General features: G+C 44.4%; 18 protein-coding genes. 8 read left to right on the top strand and 10 right to left on the bottom strand.

Going from position 1 to position 24,092, the window contains the following annotated elements; all coding sequences use genetic code 11:
• Positions 1-172 precede the first annotated feature (172 nt).
• Both I3255_RS08340 and I3255_RS08335 read right to left on the bottom strand, forming a co-directional pair.
• Positions 173-919, bottom strand: a complete 747-nt coding sequence (locus I3255_RS08340) for a siderophore-interacting protein (protein WP_238038414.1) — start codon at positions 917-919, stop codon at positions 173-175.
• A gap of 186 nt (positions 920-1,105) precedes the next feature.
• Positions 1,106-3,379 (bottom strand): TonB-dependent siderophore receptor, encoded by a 2,274-nt coding sequence (locus I3255_RS08335; RefSeq protein ID WP_238038413.1) that lies wholly within the window; start codon positions 3,377-3,379, stop codon positions 1,106-1,108.
• A gap of 372 nt (positions 3,380-3,751) precedes the next feature.
• Here I3255_RS08335 and I3255_RS08330 point away from each other — a divergent pair, with 372 nt between their 5' ends.
• A complete protein-coding gene (locus tag I3255_RS08330; protein ID WP_238038412.1) occupies positions 3,752-5,254 on the top strand; it encodes a PepSY domain-containing protein in 1,503 nt (500 codons plus the stop codon).
• 104 nt (positions 5,255-5,358) lie between these two features.
• Here I3255_RS08330 and I3255_RS08325 read toward each other — a convergent pair whose 3' ends face one another.
• Both I3255_RS08325 and I3255_RS08320 read right to left on the bottom strand, forming a co-directional pair.
• The gene (locus I3255_RS08325; RefSeq protein WP_238038411.1) at positions 5,359-7,122 is read right to left on the bottom strand and encodes a multidrug ABC transporter permease/ATP-binding protein; all 1,764 of its coding nucleotides are present in this window, start codon (positions 7,120-7,122) and stop codon (positions 5,359-5,361) included.
• Between the two features lie 211 nt (positions 7,123-7,333).
• Positions 7,334-9,655, bottom strand: a complete 2,322-nt coding sequence (locus tag I3255_RS08320) for a TonB-dependent receptor (protein WP_238038410.1) — start codon at positions 9,653-9,655, stop codon at positions 7,334-7,336.
• Between the two features lie 374 nt (positions 9,656-10,029).
• Here I3255_RS08320 and I3255_RS08315 point away from each other — a divergent pair, with 374 nt between their 5' ends.
• From I3255_RS08315 to I3255_RS08300, 4 genes are all read left to right on the top strand, one after another.
• Positions 10,030-10,632 carry a cytochrome b/b6 domain-containing protein gene (locus I3255_RS08315; protein WP_238038409.1) on the top strand — a complete coding sequence of 201 codons (603 nt, stop codon included), beginning with the start codon at positions 10,030-10,032 and terminating at the stop codon, positions 10,630-10,632.
• Between the two features lie 37 nt (positions 10,633-10,669).
• Positions 10,670-11,341 carry a response regulator gene (locus I3255_RS08310; RefSeq protein WP_238038408.1) on the top strand — a complete coding sequence of 224 codons (672 nt, stop codon included), beginning with the start codon at positions 10,670-10,672 and terminating at the stop codon, positions 11,339-11,341.
• Between the two features lie 60 nt (positions 11,342-11,401).
• On the top strand, positions 11,402-12,886 hold the full coding sequence (locus tag I3255_RS08305) for an ATP-binding protein (protein WP_238038407.1): 1,485 nt from the start codon (positions 11,402-11,404) through the stop codon (positions 12,884-12,886).
• Positions 12,887-12,996: 110 nt separating this feature from the next.
• Positions 12,997-13,695: a VIT family protein gene (locus tag I3255_RS08300; RefSeq protein ID WP_238038406.1), complete on the top strand. Its 699-nt coding sequence runs from the start codon at positions 12,997-12,999 to the stop codon at positions 13,693-13,695.
• Positions 13,696-13,729: 34 nt separating this feature from the next.
• On the opposite strand, the gene I3255_RS08295 is transcribed toward I3255_RS08300, so the two are convergent.
• The 4 genes from I3255_RS08295 to I3255_RS08280 all read right to left on the bottom strand — a co-directional run bounded on the left by I3255_RS08295 (position 13,730) and on the right by I3255_RS08280 (position 18,200).
• Positions 13,730-14,581 (bottom strand): SDR family oxidoreductase, encoded by an 852-nt coding sequence (locus I3255_RS08295; protein ID WP_238038405.1) that lies wholly within the window; start codon positions 14,579-14,581, stop codon positions 13,730-13,732.
• Positions 14,582-14,658: 77 nt separating this feature from the next.
• The gene (locus tag I3255_RS08290) at positions 14,659-15,627 is read right to left on the bottom strand and encodes a TauD/TfdA family dioxygenase (protein WP_238038404.1); all 969 of its coding nucleotides are present in this window, start codon (positions 15,625-15,627) and stop codon (positions 14,659-14,661) included.
• Positions 15,628-15,666: 39 nt separating this feature from the next.
• Positions 15,667-17,292, bottom strand: a complete 1,626-nt coding sequence (locus I3255_RS08285; RefSeq protein WP_238038403.1) for an AMP-binding protein — start codon at positions 17,290-17,292, stop codon at positions 15,667-15,669.
• Positions 17,293-17,348: 56 nt separating this feature from the next.
• Positions 17,349-18,200, bottom strand: coding sequence for a thermostable hemolysin (locus I3255_RS08280; RefSeq protein ID WP_238038402.1), 852 nt, complete (start codon positions 18,198-18,200; stop codon positions 17,349-17,351).
• Positions 18,201-18,480: 280 nt separating this feature from the next.
• Here I3255_RS08280 and I3255_RS08275 point away from each other — a divergent pair, with 280 nt between their 5' ends.
• The 3 genes from I3255_RS08275 (at position 18,481) to I3255_RS08265 (ending at position 22,117) form a co-directional block, all read left to right on the top strand.
• Positions 18,481-20,046 carry a phosphatase PAP2 family protein gene (locus I3255_RS08275; protein WP_238038401.1) on the top strand — a complete coding sequence of 522 codons (1,566 nt, stop codon included), beginning with the start codon at positions 18,481-18,483 and terminating at the stop codon, positions 20,044-20,046.
• A 79-nt stretch (positions 20,047-20,125) separates the two neighbouring features.
• Positions 20,126-20,773: a glutathione S-transferase gene (locus I3255_RS08270; RefSeq protein ID WP_238038400.1), complete on the top strand. Its 648-nt coding sequence runs from the start codon at positions 20,126-20,128 to the stop codon at positions 20,771-20,773.
• Positions 20,774-21,289: 516 nt separating this feature from the next.
• Entirely contained in the window at positions 21,290-22,117 is an 828-nt protein-coding gene (locus I3255_RS08265; RefSeq protein WP_238038399.1) for a hypothetical protein, read from the top strand.
• Positions 22,118-22,164: 47 nt separating this feature from the next.
• Here I3255_RS08265 and I3255_RS08260 read toward each other — a convergent pair whose 3' ends face one another.
• Both I3255_RS08260 and I3255_RS08255 read right to left on the bottom strand, forming a co-directional pair.
• Complete coding sequence (locus I3255_RS08260) at positions 22,165-23,160, bottom strand: glycosyltransferase (protein ID WP_238038398.1); 996 nt, start codon at positions 23,158-23,160, stop codon at positions 22,165-22,167.
• Between the two features lie 46 nt (positions 23,161-23,206).
• Positions 23,207-24,092: hypothetical protein (locus I3255_RS08255; RefSeq protein WP_238038397.1), on the bottom strand; the 886-nt coding region annotated here is incomplete at its 5' end.

Genomic DNA, 24,092 nt, shown 5'->3' with positions numbered 1-24,092 from the left:
TGCGTTTTTCTGTTATTTGTCATTGCTATTAACACTGCTGTTTGGCTTTACTGGAATTACGATTAGCCGAGTGGAAAAAGAAGTAAAAGTCGTCGAAGCATAATAAATGATGATGTATAAAAAAGGCGTAGTTCATATGAGCTACGCCTCTTTTTGACTGTAAAATCTGTATTTATTGATCTGCCGTTTGGGCATCCTGACTTTTCACCACTTTATGCTGATCCTCTGTGCTATCGACTTTCCAATAACTAGACACATATAAATGCGTCTTTGGTACGTCGCGCTCCACTTTGAAGTATTGACGTAATACACGCATACTATGGAACTCACAAGCCGCCCAAACCGCAGGCTGTCCTTCCAGCCAAGTCAGTGATTTGACGCAGTCAAGTAATGGGCTGCTGTCTGCATTTGGATGGTTGTTGACCACCCAGTGAATCTCAACGTTATCTGGTTTTTTGAGTGATTGCTGGTCTGCCTCAGTCGTCACCTCAAGCACGGCATAGCCGCGAGCATCGGCAGGCAATTGTGCCAGATTGACCGTGATCGCTGGTAGCGCTGTCATATCACCGACCAGTAAAAACCAATCGGCGTCATTGTTGATGAGTTTTTTTGGACCGGGGCCGCCAACTAATACTTGATCGCCAACTTGAGCATTACGCGCCCACATCGAGGCAGGGCCTTCAGCTTCATGTAATGCAAAATCAACATCTATCTCATCATCACGCTGAACGCTGACGGTATAGGTGCGGACTAATGGCCTAGCATCCTCACCTTGAGGAAACATCAGTTTGATATAGGCGCTTTCTTGATCTACGGGAAAATCATTAAGTCCAGCCCCGCCAAGCGTGACGCGGCACATATTTGGGGTGAGGTATTTGCTACCGATAACATCGAGTAATCTAGGGGTAGGTTTTGCCATTTGCTATGTCCTTCTTTTGTAGCATGTAACGATAGTGCGCAAAGCATGGTTTATTGTCGTCTGATAGCTTGTAAGGCTAGCATATTGCTTTGATGATCGACTATCTTAAAAATGTATGGATAAAAATGGTTTTAGAAAGTGGATGATGTTATTAATCACCGTCTTGTTAAGTTTAAAAAATCAAGTTTAAAAACTTGCTTTTAGGCTGACCGACATTTGACGCTCAGGCCCCATCCAGCAGTTCTCGGTATCATAACAAGCACCAACATAGGTCTTATCAAACAGATTGTTGATACTCGCGCCGACAGCGAGCATGGGGTTGATCTGATAATTACCACCAATATCGACCAATGTCACGCTTGGCAGCTCATCTGAGTTTTGCTTGTCAATCTGTATGCCGTCTTCGTAGCGAATGCCAGCATTGAGAGTGAGCTTGTCTGTCGCATAGTAGTCGGCCCATAGCGTGGCTTTGTGCTTAGCCGTTTGGGCTGGAGTGTTACCGACCACATCAGGGTTGAACTCATCTTCTGTGATTTCAGCATCGGTGTAGCTGTAGCTTGCCGCGAGATCTACCCAGTCATTGAGCATATGGCTGCCTGATATCTCAACGCCTTTTGACTCAATCTCACCCGTTTGAACTTTCTGTCGATAGTCAGCGGGGTTGGTTACGATGACATTTTGCTGTGTGATATCGAATACGGCTAGCGTTCCTTTGGTCGCACGGTCTGGGGATAGATATTTGACGCCAGCTTCGAGCTGATCAGCCGTTGTCGGTTCAAAGGGTTTATTAGTAATAAAGTTGCTACCAACAACGGGCTGGAATGACTCTGAATAGCTAAAAAATGGTGATAAGCCATTGTCAAAATCATAAATAGCAGCGAAACGGCCGCTGGTCTCTGATGCATCATTACCAAACGTCTCATTATTATAAACGGCACCTTGAGAGGCGTCAGTTTGCTGAGTCGTACTCTCGAAGTTATCGTGACGCAGTCCGGCGACAATGGTCAAATCTTGCCACTTCATTTCGTCTTGCACATAGAATCCAAGCTGGCTTTGTTTGATATCTTGTGTCTGACGATAGGCGTCCAGTGGTAGCGTAGCTTTATTTATCTGTGAGAAGTCTGGATTAGATAGGTCAAGGTTTGGCGTACCATTTGCGCCCGCATCATAATAAACCGCATTGCTATCTGTCTCTTGGTATTCAGCTCCAAACAATAGATTATGTGAGGTATTGGCAGTATCGAATGTATAGGCCAGTTGGTTGTCCGTGGTCCAGTTATTCATGCTCTCATCCGTGGTATATGCCACGCGATTGAGAATCGTGTCACTACCTGCTACAAACCCTCTATTATACATATTGCGTTGCTGCGCCTCGGCATCGGTATAGCGCGTGATGTGTTTAAAGGTCAACTGATCATTGATGTCCCAGTTTACGGTGACGCTTGGCATGAATACTTCTTTACTAAAGCGATTCCACTTGTCGCCTGCATAGGCATAACTACCCAATTTGCCATAGCTTGCCTTGTAGACGGTGCCGACAGCAGGTAATGGGGTAGAGGGCACCATTTCTGGATCGTCTTGATAAAACAGGTTAGCAAGTACAGACACATCATCAGTCGCCTGCCACTCAAGCGACGGGTTAATCAACAATCGCTCTTCTTCTGTGGTTTGCATCTGACCATCTTTTTGTCGCTTCAACGCCACCAACCGATAGTTCAGCGTATCTGTGATAGGGCCTGTGCTATCGACAGCCACTTCTTTTAGGTTTTGATTACCCAGTCGTAGCTGTACTTCATTTTCTTGCGTACCTTTAGGGGCTTTGGCGACTTGGTTGACCATGCCGCCCGGTGAAGCATAGCCGTATAGCGAGGACGCTGGCCCTTTCACTACTTCGACCGCTTCAGTCGCATAGACATCGACTTGTGGCATCAAATTCCAAGCGCCATCGTAGGGCAGTCTGAGTCCATCATAAAAATTTGAGTAGGTTTTAAATCCACGAATATTGTACTCATCAAAGATAGAGACCGTGCCACGACTCTCAGTGCTCACACCTGGTTCATAGCGTAGAGCAGCATTGACACTATCCGCTTGGCGTTTTTGTAAAAGGTCTTGATCAATTCTGGTATAACTCATTGGCGCATCATTGGGGTCTAAGGCAGTTTTGGTGCCAGTACTGCGATAGCCATCTGAGTAAACGGTAATTGTATCCAAGGTAGCTGATGGCCCAGCAACCTCAGTAGTCTCATTGTTCTCAGCTTTATCATTGTTAAGCGCGCTTTCAGTGCTGGTATCAACGCTATGGTCGATATTGGTTTCAATGTTGTCTGCGCTGTTATTTTTGAGGCTATTCGATATATTTTCAGCATAAGCCGAGTGACTTAGACTCATTGCTAAGCCCAGTTGAACTGCTAGCGTTAAACGTTTTTGACGACCAAATCTAGACGTTGAGACAAAGCGCATCATATTTCCTCGTGAGTTGTTATTAGATGTCGAAAGCAAAAGAAAAAGAATAATAACATTAATGATAATAATTATCATTTAAATTTTATAAATAAAGCGCTTTTAGAGAGACTGCCGCTTAGGAAGAGCTGTACTGAACGGTTGGGGGTAGTAGATGTGTGGAATGATTAATGTTTATAAAAACAATATTTTAAGTTTAATAATGCTATATCAAATGATAATTAGTGTCATGACCGGTGGTGTTTAAATGACTTTTCTCGTATCATGCTCGCGTATCTTTGAGCGTAAGTAAATAAGTGAGTAGTGTTAAATACCGCTATTGATAGATCTATGTTGTCTATCGAGCCATCAGAGTTGCTAAAGGTCATATTTATGAACGAACCCATACGTCAATCTACCAACAACCAACGCTATTTTACGGTATGGCGCTGGCATTTTTATGCAGGGATGTTTGTCGCGCCTTTTTTAGTTATCCTAGCGTGTACCGCACTCGGTATGCTGTTTATGTCCAACACCGCAGGCCGTGATAATGACCGCTTAACTGTCGATATGCCAAAATCGACAGTTCAGGCTCCTATCGCGACGCAAGCAAAAAATGCGCTAAGCACGCTACCTGACAGTACACTGATAAAATATATTGCACCGCGTGATACGGATACGGTTGCATTGTTTCAGATCAAATCAGTAGATCACGATAATATGGTGGCAGTGAACCCTTACACAGCCGACATCGTTGCTAGTCGTCCTGCCAATAGCAATCTGTACTATACCTTTGACAGTATTCATAGTGATTTGCTATTGGGTAAATTTGGTGATTATCTGTTAGAGACGGCTGCTTCATTAACGATTTTGCTGATATTGTCTGGCTGGTATCTGTGGTGGCAAAAACGCCGATCCATCAAAGCCATGCTTATTCCTAATGACACTGCGCCTAATAAGAAAAAACGCTCATTTATCCGCACGATTCATGCCACGCTCGGTAGCTGGATATCTGTGTTGCTACTGTTTTTTTGTATATCAGGCATGGCGTGGGCAGGTGTATGGGGCGAGAGAGTGGTGCAAGCATGGAGTCAGTTTCCTGCAGGGAAATGGGGCGTGGCACCAGTGCCTGTCTCTATCGACCACAGTCAGCATCACGCTGGTATGGATATGGACAACGCCAATGCCGCGCCGCATGTTCATGGATCGACGCCCGCTGTCGTACCTACGCATGGCAGTGTCTTAAATTCGGGTACCGCCAAAGAAGTACCTTGGGTGCTTGAGCTGACACCGATGCCCGTATCTGGCACTACCATGGGCAAAGACGGTATTGCGCCTAATATACCGATTATGATTGATACCGTAGATCGATTTGCTCGTGAAATTGGTTTCAACGGGCGTTATCAATTAAATCTGCCCCAAGGCAGTACTGGCGTCTGGACGATTAGCCAAGACTCCATGAGCTACGATATGAAGAGCCCAACGGCTGATCGCACGGTACATATCGACCGCTATTCGGGCAATATCTTGGCGGATATACGCTATGATGATTACAATGCTTTTGGTAAGTTTATGGCGGCAGGTCTCGCGCTGCATATGGGCACGCTCGGCTGGTGGAGCTTACTGGCCAATGTGCTGTTTTGTCTATCGGTGATTGCCATGTGTGTGAGTGGCTATGTCATGTGGTGGCAACGTCGCCCGCGTCATGCCAGTGAAAGCCATGGACTGAACCCACCAGCACGCGGACAGCTTTTTACCGTTTGGTGGCCGCTCGCCATTCCTGTACTGGTTGTGGCTATTATATTTCCAACCGCCATCATTGCGATTGTGATTATTGCGCTATTGGACTTTTTAGTGATTTCTCGCGTTGGGTTTTTGCAGAGATTATTAAAGTAAATAAAGGGTTCAAAAAACCCTTTTTATCTAAAAAAGCGGGACATCTTTTACCAAGATTTCCCGCTTTTTTATGGTCTGTTATTGACTTTTTACTAAGTGAACACTTACGCCAACATAGCAATGGCATCTTTACTCGCACGCTGTCGCTCTTCAGCATTGAGCTCAATGAGGCGGCCTTGTTTCATTAGCAGTAACCGGTCAGCGTGCTCAAAGTAACCATCATCGTGACTGATAATAAACAGCGTTTTCCCCAGCGCTTTTAGCTCAGGTATCAGGGTCTGATAAAAAACGCGGCGAAACGCAGGATCTTGGTCCGCGGCCCACTCGTCGAGTAGCAAGATGTCTTTTTGTTCAGCGACCGCGATAAGCATGGCCAAGCGTTTGCGTTGTCCCTGCGATAGCTTATCGGTAGACAACTGATTATCAGTCACACTTATTTTGTCTTGCAAGTTCAATTTATGCAGCCACGCATTGACCAGTGCTTCGTCTGGCTGCTGTCCTTGTTTGCCAATCAATTGCTTAAAAATATGCTGATCGCTAAAAATTGCAGAATACAGCTGTCTATAATCGGCATTATTCTGTGAATCAACGGGCTGTTTGTCGATAGTTACCGCACCTGTGGTAGGGGTGAAAATGCCTGTAATAATCTTGGCAAGTGTCGATTTGCCGCTACCATTCGCCCCGATCAAAAATACCACATCGCCTCGTTGTAACGTTAGATTGACGTCTTTTAAGATATTATCAGAGCGGCCGCTGTCTTTGGCTATTAATGTCTGAGTATCGATATCACTGTTATTACTAGCATTGTTATTATCACTGTCATTCGAAACGCTATTATTGGAAACATTGTAGCGATAGTTGACATCAGTTAGCGAGATGGTTTGCCAGTGTTGGCTGGTGTTGTCCGTTCTAAATAAAGGTTGGTACTCAGCCAGTTCTAGCGATTGTATTTTGTCTAGGGCAACTTGGGCTGTTTGTAGTGTTGGATAAGCACCGACAGCATGGAGCAGCGGTGACTGCATAAATAAAATCGTTAAAGAAAAAGTGGTGGCGATGCCCATCGAGATGCCGAGATAATTTGACACGGCAAATATCACCCCAATCGATGCGAACATCATAATATTAGACCAGTTCACCGCTGATAAATGAAAAGTATCAGATTTGGTGACAGTCTTTTCATAGGATTTAGCATGGGCCAAAAAATCATCTGTATACAGTTTTTCTGCTCGGTGTTGGTTAAGTGCCAGCTCTTTACGACCTTCTATAATCGATTGATAATCCTGATATAAGACGTCATTAATCTCTCTCAACTTTGTCAAATGTGTATAGACATGCTTGACCAATAGGGTGCTTATCCAAATCGTCATCGCAATCCAAAACATGACAATCAGCAGTAATGGTAGCGACAGCCAGCCCAGATATAACCCCACACCAATAGAGAGGATAACGCCTTGTACCAACTCCGGCATCCGCACAAAGGCGACGGTAATAGACTGAATATCTGAAGATAGACTGGCAAGTAACCGTGCACTGCCCAAATGGTCTATCTGCGGGACGGTGGTATCGATGATTTGTTTGACTAGCTTGGTTCTGAGCTCATAGACAAACTTGTGCCCCAAACGGGTGAGTGCATATTGCGATACGAAGGTAGTTACCAGCAACAGCAGCACGAGCAGAGCAAACTGCCCTAAGCTCGACCACGATAAGATATTGAACACGGGCTGACTGATAAAGGTTTGATTGATATAAGCAATGATACCCACACTGACGGCAGCATTGACTAAGTTGAGTAAGATGACTTTTAGAAAGGGCAGACGATACTGTGCCCAAATCATATGATGTAGAGAAACGCTGGCACGAGAGGACATAGTGACTCAGTAATAGTATGGATGTTTGATGGCATAAAAGGGAATAGGTGACACCTAATCCCTTTTACTGAAGTTAGTTAGATAAGTACGTTTTATAGTCAATTCTCTATAAAAGAATTACAGCGTTAACCTCGCTTCAAGTATCACATATACATCTGCACTGGGCTGCCTTGTACTACTTTTAGATTGAATCAACTATAGCTGATATGTGTTAAAAATTGAATGTGGCTGACACTTTTAAGGCCGTTGGCTCACCTGCATTTAGATAGCCTGAATCTGCATAACCGCCTACTGACTGCCAATAATCTTCACCCGTGACATTGGTTACCACGCCTTTTAGAGTAACGTCTTGTCCTGCTAGCATAGTGCGATAGCGTGCACCAAGGTCTAAGGTCGTATAACCATCAACCTTTAAGGTATTGGCATTATCCGAATAACGAGAGCCTGTGTGGATAATATCGCCCGTTAATGTCAGTCCTTCAACTGCGGCTAAATCATACTCTAGGTTGACATTGCTCTGTAAGGTAGGCACACCAATCACTCGATTGCCATCTAATGCACTATCACCAGTGTCTTTTTGCTCAGCACTTAAGTAAGTAACACCAGCATTGAGGCGCATGTTTTCACTTGGGCTACCAAAGACAGTCAACTCCACACCTTGATGGCGGTTTTCTCCAGACGCAGTAAACGTATTTGAGTTGTTGATATAAGCACGTGGTTCATCAGTTCGGAAGACAGCGAGACTACTGCCAATCAGGCCATTGTCGTATTTCACACCCAGTTCAGTTTGCTCACTCACGTACGGATCTAGATTTTGACCACCATTAGTAACAGCGTCATTATCGTTAGTTAGAGGCGCTCTTTTACCTGGTGCTAGACTTTCGATATAATTACCATACACAGACCAGTCCATTGTTGGCTGATAAACAATACCGACACTTGGTGTCCATGCGTTTTCATCATAACTACCATTCTCTGCTTGTGTATTAGCATCATAGCTGGTGGTTTTTAAGTTCTGATGACGCACGCCTAAAGTGGTTTTTAGCTTATCGTCGAACAGTGATATGGTGTCTGCTAGCGCAAAGCTTTGGAACTGCTTTTTATTGGTTAATTTGGGGTCGTCTAAATTTCCACCGAAGATTGCTGTGCTTGTAAAAGGGACTTCAGCGTAGTCGGTAGGGTGGTACAAATTGGTTGCGAGTTGGTTACCAAAATCAAAAGCGTAAGCGCCTTTTTCTTCTTGATCATAAAGATCAGCGGCTAGTACCCAATTGTGATCAATCTTACCTGTTTGCCATTTACCACGCAGACCGAGCTCGGCGCTTTGTACTTTATCTTCTCGAGTATTGTCAAAGCGATAAACTGTACCCGCACCATCAACATTGTTGACAGTTAACGTGGCTAGTGAGTTTTCTTCCTCGCCATTTCGCACACCGTAAGCACCATAAGCGGTAATATTGTCATTAAAGTCATATTCTCCTCGAATCGTACCAAAGACATCCTTTTCATCTGAGTAGGTCCAAGGCTGCGCCCAATTTTTTGAGCCGTCTGGAGCATTTGGTACAGTAGACACCCCACCAAGATTGACACTAGGACGAGTCTCTGACAGCTTATTGTCTTGCCAGCCTAAATCTGCTGATAGGCGATACTGATCCCCTCTATAGTCCAAACCAAGTGCAGCCAGACCCAAAGTCGACGACTCATCATCGATAGCACTGTCACCATCTTGGTAAGCGGCATTAAAACGAACACCAATAGCATCATCGCTACCAAAGCGATCACTGACATCTACCGCGACCTTACCTTGGTCACCTTGACCATAACCAAGTGTCACTTCACGTAGTGGCTCATTACTAGCACGTTTCGGTAGCAAATTGATTGTACCACCTGCGTTACCGCCACTGGGTGCTGCACCATTTAGCATGGTAGAAGCACCGCGCTGGACTTCCACCCGTTCAAACAATTCAGTTGCAATGTACTGTCTTGGTAAGATGCCGTATAGACCATTGTACATGGTGTCATCTGATGTAGTGATAAAGCCACGCATGAAGTAGGCTTCTTGAAAGTTACCAAAACCTCTTGCTACACGAACAGTAGGATCCTTTTTGAGTAGATCGCCTACACTTTGGGCTTGCTGATTGGTGATATATTCATTGGTGTACGAGGTGGTAGAGAACGGCGTATCCATGATGTCTTGGTTACCCAAGATTCCGACGCGGCTACCGGTCGCAACTTGGCCTCCTTCATAGGCGCTTGGTAGTCCATCTGCTGAAGCATCAGCGCTACTAGTGACGACGATAGTATCAAGTACCACATTAGGAGTGGTTTGAGCATCTACATCATCTGCCTGTGCCCATGCCGATTGACTCGTTGTTAATACGATGACAGAAGTAGATAGACAGGTTGAGCATAGTGTCTTTAAAGAGAGGGATTTCGTCGATACCAATCTCGAAGGTATAGATGCTAATCGTAGAGAAGAACCAGATACATTCGAAAGATTAAATAACGCAGCAGATAAGCGAGACAGTTGCATGAATATTTCCAGCATGTAATTTAAATCGTTATTATATTGATAATAATTTTCATTATCAATATTATTGCGGAACTAATGCTAAATATATTTTAAGGTTAAAATTTTAAATGTATTATTTATATTGCCAATAGTGGTCTTGCCTGCTCAATTTCTTGTTTTGAAATCTACCTTTAATTATCTATGAATGTCAGGTAGATTATTCACTATTCTAAAGTTCGAATTCTTAGTTTCCTAAGCTCCTCTTAAGGTTTGTTTGTTGTAATAGCGGTAGAGCAGACGATGTGATGTTCGGTCTACTAGCGGTATCCTGACTAGATTCGATGTTTAGCAATCATGTCGTAAAAAACAAACGAACCATTAAAGGAGTGACGGTCATGACCCAACATAGCACAAGCAATCCGGCGCACGAGCCTGATATACCTTTATCAAATACTCCTAAAACTCGACAAGTACGAGTTTGGGATATTCTGGTTAGAGTGACTCACTGGGCCGTCGCGGCTGGTATCACTGCCAATTTGCTGTTTACCGAAGAAGGCAGTGAGCTGCATCAATATGTCGGTTATACGGTGGTGGGGCTAGTGGTTGTCCGTCTACTTTGGGGATTCATGGGCACGCGTTATGCCCGCTTTAGTGACTTTTTCCCCACGCCGTCTCGTATTAAACATCACTTATCTGATTTAAGCATTCGCCGTACAGATGAGCAGCATCTGGGTCATAATCCATTGGCTGCCATCATGATGTTTGCGTTATGGGCGGTAATTATAGGATTGGGCCTCAGTGGTTATCTGATGGAAGCCAAAATTTTCGGTAGTAAAGATATCCTTGAAGAAATCCATGGAATACTGGCCAATAGTTTATACTTGCTGGTACCGTTGCATATTATCTCTGCGATTGCCATGAGCTATTGGGAAAGGCAAAACCTGATCAAGTCGATGATAACGGGTAATAAAACGGTGACGACGCGTCGCCCACAATAAAAAAAGACAGCAGGATACATAACGTAATAGGACAGTCATGGCACGCATACTATTAATAGAAGATGATAGCAATATCGCTGAAGGTCTGGTTGTTGGGCTAAAAAGCCATGGCATGATGGTAGATTGGTTCAGTGATGCCAAGCAAGGTGAAATGGCACTGGAAGAAGATATGTTTGACGCGGTGTTGCTTGATTTGACCTTGCCAAGAGGCGATGGCATGACGGTGTTACAAAATTGGCGCTACAAACAGCTAGATACGCCCGTATTGATCATTACCGCTCGTGACGCCATTGCCAACCGTGTGGCCGGACTCAATGCGGGCGCCGATGATTATCTGGTTAAGCCATTTGCACTAGACGAAGTGGTTGCCCGTCTGCAAGCATTGATACGGCGTAGTCAAGGACGTAGCCAGCCTGAGATTCGTTATGGTGACGTCGCTTATTGGCCGCACAATCATGAGGTTTCTTATCAAGGCCAAGCCGTTGAGCTCACCATTAAAGAAGTGGCGATACTAGAGCAAATGCTGACTCATCCCAAACAGATTCACAGCCGCGCAAGCTTAGAGGACAAGCTCTATGGCTGGCAACAGGATATTGAGAGTAATGCGATTGAGGTACACATTCATCATTTACGCAAAAAGCTGGGCAATGACTTTATTTTGACCAAACGCGGCATCGGCTATTATCTCAATCCTGCCTATAATGTATAAAACCGTTACATTGAATGTGGCTTTCACCATATAACCCATATATGAGTAACCCATGAGCTTATGAAAAGTATCCAGCAGCGCCTGTTCATCTCCTTACTGATCGGTTTGCCTTTGCTGTGGCTTATCACGTCAAGTTTTATTGCTTGGCGGTTGTGGCACGAAATCAATGAAATGAATGACACACAAATCACCCAAGTGGTTCGTTACTTAATGGGCATCTCTGCTGATAACGATGAGCAAAGTGACCGCGACGATAATAACGAGACAGAGCACAATGGAAAACCCGTCGCCAAAATATATAATTTAAAAAGTAAGGCGCTGTCAGGTGATTTGGGTGATGCAGAAGACGACTACATGGGTTTTGCTATTTGGGATAAAGAGGGACATTTATTAGCGGCTGACGAGAACGGACAGTCGTTTTCTTTTTTGCCCAATCAGCGCGGTTTTGTAGAAGAAGACAATGCCGCGTATCAGCGTCTCAACCCTTTTAGCAAACGTTGGCGCTTGTTTTATGCGCATGATGATCATGGTCGCGCTGACAGGGATGATGAGCGTGTGATTGCGATTGGTCAAAGCCTTGGCTCTCGCCGAGAAATGATTATCAAAGCCATGTCTGTGCAAGTATTACCGATGGTCATTGGGTTATTCTCTTTAATGATTTTGACTATCGGATTGATACGCCACGGACTCAAACCACTCAGCCAAATCAGTCGCGAGGTGGAACAGCGTAAGCCGCAAGACGAGAAGCCTATCACAGCAGATGTGCCCGAAGAGGTTCAGCCTTTGGTGACCGCTCTCAATGCACTGTTTGTCAAAGTGGCAGATACGTTGGCACGGGAGCAGCGCTTTACTGCCGATGCCTCGCATGAGCTGCGTAGTCCGCTGGCGGCGCTCAAACTACAAGCCGATCTTTTGCAGCAGCAGTTATTACGACTGTCTGATATAGACAATGACGGCCAATTGTTTTATCACACCCAAAAAATCAGCGACGGTATTGAGCGCGCCACCCATTTGGTCGATCAATTGCTGGTACTTGCCAAAATAGAGCCGCAACAGCAACTGCCTGCTGAGCAACTAGAACGCCCAAACTGGCTGGCACTGACGGATATGGTGCTTAGCGACGTCAACCGTTTGGCGCGTGAAAAGCACATTCAACTAAAGCGCATCGTGCAGTGTGAAAACCCTGTCGATATTTTACCTATTTCTATCAACCCAGTCTTATTTAAGCTGCTCCTCCGCAACCTCTTAGACAATGCCATTCGCTATTGTCCAGAAAGGTGTTTGATCGAGCTTCAGTTAAATGCTGATAGTATCAAAGTGGTGGACAATGGCCTAGGCGTCGACCCAGAGCAACTGACCCGTCTCAGCGAGCGCTTTTATCGCCCAGCTGGTCAAACGCAAGTAGGTAGCGGGCTGGGGTTATCAATCGCCAATCGAATTGCCGATTTGCACAACCTCACTTTAGCATTTGCCAATCGTCCTCAACCAGAAACAGGGTTTGTGGTCACGCTTAGTAATAAAAGCACACACTCACCATCACTATAAGAACAACTATACAGCTTAACGTCCGATGAATAAGCCTTGCGACAAGAGCGCGATACATCACAACATAACATCAGGGCACACCAATTTTATCTCTACCTTTTGAGGATTTTATGCATCATTCTACTCATGACGAAGCACATTTGAGCAATCGCAATCATTGGCTAAGAGCTGCTGTACTGGGGGCGAACGATGGGTTGATTTCGACCGCCAGTCTATTGGTTGGGGTAGCCGCTGCCAGTACAAGCAGTCAGACATTGCTGCTGACAGGTATGGCGGCGCTGACTGCAGGTGCATTGTCAATGGCGGCTGGCGAGTATATCTCTGTCTCATCACAGGCGGATACCGAAAAGGCGGATCTCGATAAAGAGCGACATGAGCTGACACACAATGCTGATCGTGAACTGCTTGAGCTTACCAAAATTTATGAGGCGCGGGGACTTGAGCATGATTTGGCACATCAAGTGGCCGTGAGCTTGACTGAGCACAATGCGTTAGAAGCCCATGCCCGTGATGAGATTGGCCTCACAGATCTTAGTGAAGCGAAGCCCATCCATGCCTCAGTGGCTTCGGGATTATCCTTTGTGGCGGGGGCGATACTACCGATTATTGGGATAGTGCTATTACCAGCAGCCACACTGGTCTGGTCGCTCGCGGCTTTGACAATAGTAGGCTTGATGCTACTTGGTATTGTCTCGGCTAGGCTGGGCGGTGCGCCTGTGATTCCTGCGACTACGAGAGTTGTGGTTTGGGGCGTGCTCGCTATGGCAGCAACCTCGTTGATTGGTCGCTTATTTGGCGTGGCAATTTAAAGGCAAACTCACTCCACAATTGCCTAACTGATCATCATGATTTTTTAGCATATTGTTTGATTGTCGGTAAATCTTTGACAATGGCGTTGCCAACGATGTTGGGAAACAATCGATTGAGCCACGCAAAAAAACGCTCGGGAAACCCTAAGTGCTGCTGCGTCTGATCGGTTGATATAAAGTGAATCAATGCCTTTGCGACCGTCTCAGGCGCGTCCATGTTTACCTTTAGCGCTTCATTCATGGCGACGACGGCATCGTTATTCATGGTGGTCTTAGTGGCTCTGGGCGCAAAATAGCGAAACGTCACTGAGGTGTCGGCATATTCACGGCCTAACGCTTCACTTGCGCCGCGTAAGGCAAACTTGCTCGCACTATAAACACTAAAACCTGGATAGCCAATACTGCCAAAGGTTGAGCCAATACTGATGATTTGGCTTGGGCTATGCTGCGCTATCAAGGTAGGTAGCAGCCTTTTTATGAGCTGTAGTGGATACGCCACATTGACGAGCATCATCTGTTCGATTGTGTCATCACTTTGATCCGTGAGCAGAGCAAAGTCATTGATACCTGCGTTGAGTATGACCGTATCAATGACGTTTCCATGACCTTGTGTCATCTCACTCAAATCCTCTACCAGCAGCGTTTGCGACACCTGCGCGCTTAAATCACAGGTATGAGACACAAGTGGAACATCAGGATAGTCTTTGCTCAGCGCATCTACCAACTGCGTCAAGGTTTGTGCATTACGTCCGACCAAAATAACAGGCTGATTATTGGCACATAATTGCCGTGCGATCTCCTGCCCGATACCACCCGTGGCACCGATTAGCATGGTGTATTGCAGGGTAGTCTGTGTTAGGTCTGATTGACCATTAGCTGGTGTCATGATATCGCATCCTTGTTGAACATTGATTGTTAAAGCACGGATTATTGAAGTTTGGATTACAGTGATATGTGCTGTTGCTAATCGTCTGAGTGATTCATGCCGTGTCTAATGCCAAGCCCCATCGCAATATATAGCTTGCGCTCTGTTAAAGGTACGTCAATCTGACGACGACCATGCATCATGCGTTTGTTGTCCAGTATCACCACATCGCCATTTTGCCATGCAATGTCTTGAGTGTATTTTTCACACAGTTGAGTCAGCTCATCTATGAGCGCATCATCAACGTGTTGACCATTGGCTAGGGTGAACTCAGGTTTTTCATAGTTAAATGAGGGCCCGAGTAAGGTATTGGCAAAGGTCAGTTGTCCGCTTACGTTGTCTTCTCGAATCGCAGGTATCTGTAATACGTACCGAACGCCGCCGTCTGTCTGAGGTTCTACGTGATGAGTCAGCGTCTTGCTCGTCGTTGCCGTGATAAAGGTCTCTAAATCATCCAAGCTTATTTGCGCGGCATCTGTTATACCTGTCGCGGTCGCCACATAATTTTGCCAAATGGCCTGAGGCAAATAGCGACTGATACGCATCGGCTGACTAAAGGTAGCCTTTAGCTTGGGTGATAGTGCTTGATACACCGCATGTCCATCACATATCGTGGTTTGTGAGCCTTTTGTGGCGCTCAATTCACTAAAAAAAGCAATGACGTCAGGTGGCATCGGCGTATTGCCATTTTCGATATGTAGGCCAATCGCATGCGTGCCTGCATCCACTTTTTGTGCTTCAGAAGTGACGTGTTGGCGGGCAGGATCGTAGGTTAGCGTTTGACAGAGCTGACTCATCAACTGGCTAAACGTTTCGACATCGTAGTGATAACCCCGAAGTAATATCCAACCATGGGTTTGCAAGTCCATTAAAATATCAGCGGTTTTAGGTAGTGATACATTGGCAGGCGCTTGAGCAGTTGGCGCTTTAAGAGCGTCAGTTTCGATAACGTCATTTTGTATCAATTCGCTTTCTATCAAATCATTTGGCATTAGAGTGGTTTGCATAATATGGTCCTATTGTTATATTACTGGCGAAAGTGTCCGTTATAAGCCGAGTACCGATTGATAAGCCGTAAAAATGTGCGCGCGTCGCAGTTTGCCGTTATCGGTTAATAATTGATTGTCCATGCTAAAAGGCTGCTCGGCGAGGTGCCACTGTTGGATACGTGCATAGTCAGGCAAGGTTTGGTTGACGACATCGATCGCCTGCGCAATCGCAGATTGTAGGTCACTGCTCTTTGCGATCATGTTAGGATTGGCGACTATCACCGCAGACAAATGCGGCTCACCATCTCCGAGTACCGCTACCTGATAAATAATAGGCTGTGTTGAGAGCTGCGCTTCTACCCATTCAGGCGAGATATTGCGTCCAAAACTACTGATGAGCACGTTTTTGCGTCGACCCGTGATGTATAAGTAGCCATCGTCATCTAGATGACCGATATCTCCTGTGGCAATGATGCCATCGTCATCCTGACTATCGTCATGGTTTAGGTAGCCTTGCATCGCATTGCCCTTGACCATCACCTCGCCACTGTCTGCGATGCTGACCGACGCATGAGGCATCGGTTTACCGACACTGCCTGTACGATTGGCTTTTGGTGTATTCAGGCTTACCACCGAGCCGCATTCAGACAAACCATAGCCTTCATAGACAGGCAAGTTTAGGCCGCTGGCGTCCTTTAGTAATTGAGGAGAGACTTTGCCGCCACCAACTGCCATAAATTTTAACGACGGCACAGCAGCATTGGCGCTGGATTTGGTTGTTCCCTTGTCTGCCATGTGCTCGCAAATGGCTTTTAGCATTTGCGGTAATAAAATAACGCTGGCGATATCGTATGTTTGTACCGTTGTCATCAGGCGCTTGGCATCAAAGGCTTGATTGGATAACAAACCAAATTGATCAATGTGCCCTGTCACTAAGGTGCGCCCCATGTATAGGCTCACGTAAACACCCGCCACGTTTTCTAATAAAGTGGCAAAAGGCAACACGCTCAAATGACTAAAATTGCTTGTGGCATTGCTCACTTTTGGCGCGTGAGTAGCGTCATCTGTCAAGGTATCAGTAAGCGCACCCGATAACGACTCAACAATACGCATCAATGTCTCTTGGCCTAAACACACGCCTTTTGGCATGCCCGTACTGCCTGAAGTGTAAGTCACTTTGCAAAAGTCACTGGCAGTAGAGGAGTTTTGAGCGGTGAGGGTCTGATCAATGATGGTGCTAGCAAGTTGATAAAAACGGCCTGTGATATGAGTCGCTGGCTCAAACTTGATGGCGGTTGTCTCTGGTGTATCAGCCATCGCCCAATCAGCCATATTGTCTAGGGTTGGCAGTTGTAAACCAGCGCCAACGTACACCATCTCTATCTGTGCATCTTGTAGCAAGTGCGCAATTTGCGCGGCACTAAAAAATAAAGGGATTGGCACAACGACCGCGCCGACGGTACTCAATGCCAAATCGAGTATGACCCAATCTATATCATTATGCGCATATAAGGCGACACGCTTGCCTTGCCATGTTTCTAATTTTTCATGGAGCGATGACAACGTGCGTTGCAGCTGGTCATAGGTCAGACTGGTCGTTTTGTCATTGTCTATTGTCTGTATCGCTACTTGCTTGGGAGTTTGGCGGGCATGCTGACATATCGCGGTATAAATGGGGGTCATAGTATTCTCACTGTCTTGTGGTGGTGCAGTGTTATCGTTAGGCTAATAAATGCGTATTAAACGGCTATCTTATTGAGCGTCAAACGCGTGGTAGGGTTTATCTCTAACGTTTCGGTATAGCGATAATGTGGGCCGCATACTCGCTTAGCATCGGCTACATTAATGGCGACGACTAAGGGATTGTGCTGATAGTAATGACCCCATGACGATACTTGCTCAGGATCTGCTAGCGCTTCTGCCGTGGCCTTGGCAATGACATGGCTGCGAACGCCCATATGTGCCAAGATATGCCTTACCGCATCGGTACCAGTACATACGACCCAGTCTGCCTTGGTTTGGTATTCATGAGTCGTAGGATTTAGGGTAGGGGTGGATAAATAAAACACCAAAAATGCAATCATAAGCCGTGCGCTACCTGCACACCCTGATGCCAAATTGCCAATCTCAAAAATACGCTGACGACTGACTGGCTCGCCTGCCACTCTGCTGATCTCATGTTGTATCGGCGTGTTTAGATACTGCTCTAAAAATATTTTGTCGTCACAGATAGGCTTTAGACCGATGGCAACGTTCGTGCCTTTAAACGCAGGCAGTGTATTATCATCAGTGGATAACCAATCGCCATAGGAGGGCATATCGGCAAACCCTGAAAACAAAATGGGCATAAAGTAGCTTAATCGGGCGTGATGGATGTACTCGTATATGCGTTTGATAAATGCTTGGGCATCTTGATTTTGAGCATATGAAGTAGGCGATGTCGCTATTGGCGTTTGCGTACTGGCGCGAATATAGAGGGATGAGGGTATGCCTCGCTCTGCCAATATGGACATTGGCTTAACCGCTTCAATATAAAAGATCGTATTTAGGACATTTTGTAAGGTATGAGTACTATCAATAGATAAGGACATCAGCTGTCTCCAAATGGTTAAAAGCTTCTAGCACGATTAACATCATGAAAGCATCATAAAGGAGCAATCTTAACTGAACCTTAAGCTCAGCATTTATCACCTCCTATAAACCGACATCGCTAGAAAATAGGTATTAAGCGTAGCATTTAGCATTTAACAATTACTAAAATCAGTAATCCTAACGCCAATCGCCTTTATTAAGTTTGGATACAAGATGGGTGGTTTGAGAGAGGTTATACGTAGAAAGTGATTTTTATTCAATAGTTAAACGAGGTACTAGGTGCTACTAAATCCATCAACACGTTTCAGACACCTAGGTCTTGCGTTAGCGATATTTTATCTACTCTACAACTTGACGACTGTTTATAGTGTCTCCCTGTATAAACTTTATCCATCAAAAGTTCATAACCTAGCCACGCCGTTTGATAGCGTTATTCCTTTTATTCCTGCTATGATTGTTCCTTACAGCTGGTCGTTGGTTTTATTTGTGGTGAGCTTTTTCTTAGTACGGACGTCTACGCAACTATCCTTATTAACCTATCGTCTAATTTTGGCGACTGTTTTTGCCTGTTTAATCTTCTATTTTTATCCCGCTCGGTTCTCATTTCATCGACTGATACCTGATGATTGGACACAATTCGGCTACCAGTTTTTGCAGTTGGTGGACAAGCCATTTAATCAGCTACCATCTTTGCATGTCAGTTATGCCATCTTGCTTGGCATATCTTTATGGGATGTTGCAGAGTCCAAAAAACGATGGGTTTCAATGCTTTATCGATTATTACTGGTGGGTATATGTACATCGATTGCTCTTTCAACGGTGTTGACGTATCAGCATCATTTGTTAGATATGTTAGGCGGGGTAGTGTTGGCAGTGTTGGTGCTGATACTCTCAAATCGAATCCGCAATGCACTGGTGATTAGACATCTGGCAATAGGTGGTATAGGGTTTTTGTTGATAGCGATAGCAGGGTTTTATCTTGCTAATATGAGTATGATAGCGGCTGAAATGATAGAAACTTTCGCTATTATCATCGCTCTATACTGGTTAATCAGCTTTACGATGTTGGCTTGTGCTTATCAACAGGTAAAGCCAATACAGGATACACGCTGGTTTAAAAAGTCCAGTGGCGGCCGACTTACCGTATATACTTGGATGAAGTTTGCTCCCATCATTATTATTTACAACGCTATGTCACTTTTGGGACAGTGGTATTTTGAAGTTTTTTCGAAAGGTCAGAAGTATCTACTCACACCATATGCTATTAGTGACGGTGTCACCGTTGTGGCCTCACCTCGATTGACGCAGACAGGTATCAATACCCATTTAACGAATTGGTTACGCTCGCCAGAAAAAAACAAGCCTTCAATTTGCTATCAGATTGTCGTTGTTGATTTGGCTGCTGAAATATCTAGCCATGTTAATAAACTTGAAATGACCACTAAAGACACCGCGTCTGCGCCTGTTCATTACTTGTATTTGCCATTATTGGACTTACAACCATTAAATGATATCTTGTTCCAAGACTACATTGATTTATTTAAACAAATTGACACTTTGATACGATCAGCTGAGACAGAGGCGTTTGTCATCAGTAATAAAGATAAAGTAGAGGGTAGTCTTATCGCGCTTATCAATTTCCATTGCGTGATGGGATTGTCACGTAGCATCGGTGTACAGGTTTTATATTTGCTATATTGTGGTACGCTAACCGTCTATAACTATCAATCGTGGCTTGAGCAGCATTATCCGCACGCACATCTTAAAGGCGCTTATCTGCCGCAGTCGTTGGTAGAAGCTATGGCCAATTATAAATCGATAGAGTATTCAAAAACTCCTTTATGAACATCGATATCAAGTAGGTTAAGCCCACTGGCTCTTGTTGACCTACTATTTAACTCCTATTCAATTGTGGAAAATAATTATGACTTCACCGCTTCATCGCTTGTATTCTTTTCGCCGCTGTCCCTATGCCATGCGCGCTCGTCTCGGCATCTTATTTGCTGAGCTGTCCGTGGAGCTGCGGGAGATTACGTTGAAGAATAAACCTGAGCAAATGCTAGCGATTAGTCCAAAAGGTACGGTACCAGTTTTACAGTTGGTGGATGGGACCGTCATTGAAGAAAGTGTCGAGATAATGACGTGGGCGCTTGAGCAGAGTGATCCACAAGGGTTGCTTGATAAAAAAACGCTACCGCAAGCAAGTGCCTTAATTGCACAAAATGACAATGAGTTTAAGTATTGGCTAGATCACTACAAATATGCCGATCGTCACCCTGAGATGACTCAAATAGAATATCGGCAACAGGGTGAAGTTTTTTTGCAGGATTTAGAAGCGTTATTGACTGAGAATACGTATCTACTAGGCAATCGCATGACTATTGCTGATATCGGTATCATGCCTTTTGTTCGTCAGTTTGCGCATGTCGATCGTGAGGTTTTTTATGGTTTGCCTTATCCTAAATTGCAGCAGTGGCTACAAGATTGGCTTGCGCATCCGTTATTTTTGCAAGCTATGACTAAGTTTGAACCATGGCAGGAGGGCGATGAGATTGTGGTTTTCCCTACTTAATATAGCGGGTTCTATACAAGCTGTATAGGGTATCAGTCTTACTTGGTCTATTTTGATTTCACAACGGGTCGTCAGGCTGGTAACACTCCGGAGACGTTAATTACTGAAGACTAACCTATATTTCCTTACTGATTAATTGTGAAATGAGTAGAAGGTGTTGTTACGACAATGAGCTGAGATAGCTAGCTGATGATATATCATCTACTAAATACACGGATCATCATCTAATGACGATTAGAGCAGATTATCAGTGATATAGAAAGGTTTTCTATAATGTTTAGAAGAAGTGTCAGCGAATAGTACTTATCTACTATGAAATGCTGCGACTATCGCATTCTAATAGGTCAGCAAATTGCAATAATGGTAAAATATGATTTCTGAGTTGAATAAGTAAGAAGTAACAGACTTTTATTAAGATAAGGCTTTATCTGGGCATAATAGAGGTAAAGCTTTGTCTATAAAAATCGCTAATGATGCTAAAGTAGCAATCAAAAGGTTACATTAACTAAGGTTGCTATGTCTAATACAGAGTCCAATACAGAAAAACCAATACTTGAACAGAGTATCTCGCTATTAGAGAATAGCGGATATATATCTAATGACATAAGCACAGCGCAATCTGCTTTCTTAACGCTACCAGTCGTTATACAGACTGCACTAGAGCAAGCTAAACGAGTCGTTCTGATTGCAAATAATCCTGCTGTGACCACGGCTCAGCTTGAGATGCTATTACAGCCCGATGATATCTTGGTATTATTTAATCACTTTATTCACGCCGATTTTTTTGCCAGCCATCAGTTAGCTAGTTTGTTACCTAAGTTGCTGTTTTTTCGGCAGATTGGTGACAGTAAGCTGCATTTTGGCCTACCGCCTAGAAGCAATCATATATCAGTGGTGGAGCAAATGACCGAGACCGCCCCGCTAGGGATATTGACGAGCAACCAGCCTTATCAGTTTCCAACATTCGCTGATGACCCAAGCCCTAATGATGATCCTATCACTACTCATCGCATCTTAGATATTCCTTCGAACATGCAAAAACTATTATCAAGCCCTACCTACCACAGTGTGCTATCAGAGCATCATAAAGTCGTTGCTGACTATCCATACTTTACCGACATTCATTCGTCAGCACCTTCATCAGGTTTTCTATTGTATCGGCTAATGCTGGCAGCTCGAGCATACTTACACAGTATTCAAGACACGAAACTACCGTTAAAGATAGTAATGATTGGCTTCAATGACAATGATAAAACTGCTCACTTTTGGCACGGCCATAACTGGGATTTTGAGCGTCAGGAAATGAGTCGACCACCTACAGGAGTGACTATTCATCGGTACTAGAATATTGATTAACTAAGTTATCGTTCGCTAGAAATTGCTAGAAGTAATTAAACATAAGGAACATCGGGACAATGAGCGCGCTTTATCTCGTTATCGTTAGGCTCTCGTCGTATGGCTATCAGTGATGACTGTTCTTCGGTCCAATCAATCAGATCCATATCGGAGAACTGTGACAACCATCCTGCCATGGGCCAACAATGCCATTTTTGATAGAAGCGATTGGCATTGACAATGATACTGTCCAGATGATTGAGTGGTGGTCGGTAGACACTATGCTGCTGATGATAAGCGATATCAGCAGTAAGGTAAAAATCGATACCTAATCGACGAGCTGTGAAAGCAAAATCGGTATCCTCTGCGCCATAACCTGTATATTGGGTATCGAAACCACCAATATTATCAAAAGTCTGTCGATTGATAGCGAAGCATAAACTCCAAAATGCACCATAGTCATCAGTCTGTTTGATAGCGGTTTGCTTTGTTTCAATAGGATATGAGTCAGCTTCATCAAAATTATAACGATAAGGGTTATATACAGACAGCTCGTCTAAAAGAGACAAAGGCAGATGATTGATTTTTAATTGTGCATTTTCTTCTACTGATAATGGTCGCGTTAGATAGCGCGGTTGACCCATCAAAAGCGCACTAGGATATTGTAGAAGCTTCTTATACATTTGCTCAATAAACGTAGGCGCTACGATACAATCAACATCCAAAAAAATCAGCATATCGTGAGTTGCCTGCATCGCTCCAAGATTGCGATTATGTCCGATATCAAATTCTGTAGTTTTAATATCATCACCGTCATTCACAGTTGATTTGACCGTAGTTGGTAACTTCACGATGTTTAATGAGAATTCAGCTAACCGATTAGGATCGGCGTCATCGTTGACGATAATGACTTCGGCTGGCTTTACACTACTATTTTCTAGACTGCTGAGTAGGTTATAGAGATGACGATTACGACCATAGCAAGTCGTAATGACTGTCATCGATACAGTATCAGAAGTCGTGCTAGCGTTACTCGTTGGCTGAATGGTCATCGTTTATCTTTGCCTCGCTATCAAGTTACCTGTTATTTTTGATAAGTCAGTCTTTAATTGTTGATTCAGGTGTTAAGTTGAGTCGAGGAAGTAACCAGTTTTCAAACCAACGCTTAGTAGTAGGATAGTCAGTGGTGCTATGCATGAACGCTTGAGCATCTGTTGATATAACTGCGTTGGTTTTCTTGCTGCTATCTTCCTCAACATCATTTTTTTCAATATTATCAACCGAGGTAGTAGGGTGTGGTTTACTTTGGCCATGAATGGTTTGGGCAATAAATTCAGGTTGATTATCATTGACACTCATTAAGGTTTTAAACTGCTGCCAATTTAGCGCTTTATTCTGAGTAACTAACGTTTCAGCCATGACAGCTTGTTCGTTATGTGGCCTGTCATCAGGCACCACTATGAGCGGCGTATCATAATGATATGCTTGCGCGACAGCATTTAGGCCACAGGCCATCATCAAATAATTGCTATGACAAATAAATGGCGTGACGTCATCTACCTCAGCTGAGATATCGATACAACATCGTTTGTCATCGTCTATAGGCCCGAGAGAGATGATTAATGCATTAGGTAGCAGTGAGCGCAACGCCGGTAGTTTTTCGTCAATCGCTTTGTGTCCACCGTAGCCTTTGATAACGGTGATAATAAGTGTTGTAGCTTCGGACTTGTCTGTTAATTGAGCCTCAATAGATGATAGCCTTGTAGATTTAGGAACAGAAATTTCGCTACCAGCGCTTAATTTTGCCAAGATATCTATAAAGCTCTCATAAGTACATAACTCAGTTTTTTGAGTGTAGATAAAGTCAAGATAAAGCGTTTTATCACAGACCCATTCAGATGTATGGGTAGACTCTAACGCCTTAGGATAAGGTGCTAGTAAGGCAAGTGCACCAGAAAACGCACCCAAATGTGGCGCATCATCG

Origin of the sequence: Psychrobacter sp. Ps6, assembly GCF_022129235.1 — a bacterium.
Classification (GTDB): domain Bacteria; phylum Pseudomonadota; class Gammaproteobacteria; order Pseudomonadales; family Moraxellaceae; genus Psychrobacter.
This window is presented reverse-complemented; position numbering and strand designations above follow the sequence as displayed.

Bases quoted from the DNA above. Each gene is read 5' to 3' on its own strand.
- I3255_RS08315 (WP_238038409.1), top strand. From the start codon at position 10,030: ATGACCCAACATAGCACAAGCAATCCGGCGCACGAGCCTGATATACCT.
- I3255_RS08270 (WP_238038400.1), top strand. From the start codon at position 20,126: ATGACTTCACCGCTTCATCGCTTGTATTCTTTTCGCCGCTGTCCCTAT.
- I3255_RS08300 (WP_238038406.1), top strand. From the start codon at position 12,997: ATGCATCATTCTACTCATGACGAAGCACATTTGAGCAATCGCAATCAT.
- I3255_RS08265 (WP_238038399.1), top strand. From the start codon at position 21,290: ATGTCTAATACAGAGTCCAATACAGAAAAACCAATACTTGAACAGAGT.
- I3255_RS08285 (WP_238038403.1), bottom strand. From the start codon at position 17,292: ATGACCCCCATTTATACCGCGATATGTCAGCATGCCCGCCAAACTCCC.
- I3255_RS08290 (WP_238038404.1), bottom strand. From the start codon at position 15,627: ATGCAAACCACTCTAATGCCAAATGATTTGATAGAAAGCGAATTGATA.
- I3255_RS08260 (WP_238038398.1), bottom strand. From the start codon at position 23,160: ATGACCATTCAGCCAACGAGTAACGCTAGCACGACTTCTGATACTGTA.
- I3255_RS08330 (WP_238038412.1), top strand. From the start codon at position 3,752: ATGAACGAACCCATACGTCAATCTACCAACAACCAACGCTATTTTACG.
- I3255_RS08325 (WP_238038411.1), bottom strand. From the start codon at position 7,122: ATGTCCTCTCGTGCCAGCGTTTCTCTACATCATATGATTTGGGCACAG.
- I3255_RS08280 (WP_238038402.1), bottom strand. From the start codon at position 18,200: ATGTCCTTATCTATTGATAGTACTCATACCTTACAAAATGTCCTAAAT.
- I3255_RS08340 (WP_238038414.1), bottom strand. From the start codon at position 919: ATGGCAAAACCTACCCCTAGATTACTCGATGTTATCGGTAGCAAATAC.
- I3255_RS08295 (WP_238038405.1), bottom strand. From the start codon at position 14,581: ATGACACCAGCTAATGGTCAATCAGACCTAACACAGACTACCCTGCAA.
- I3255_RS08310 (WP_238038408.1), top strand. From the start codon at position 10,670: ATGGCACGCATACTATTAATAGAAGATGATAGCAATATCGCTGAAGGT.
- I3255_RS08305 (WP_238038407.1), top strand. From the start codon at position 11,402: ATGAAAAGTATCCAGCAGCGCCTGTTCATCTCCTTACTGATCGGTTTG.
- I3255_RS08320 (WP_238038410.1), bottom strand. From the start codon at position 9,655: ATGCAACTGTCTCGCTTATCTGCTGCGTTATTTAATCTTTCGAATGTA.
- I3255_RS08335 (WP_238038413.1), bottom strand. From the start codon at position 3,379: ATGCGCTTTGTCTCAACGTCTAGATTTGGTCGTCAAAAACGTTTAACG.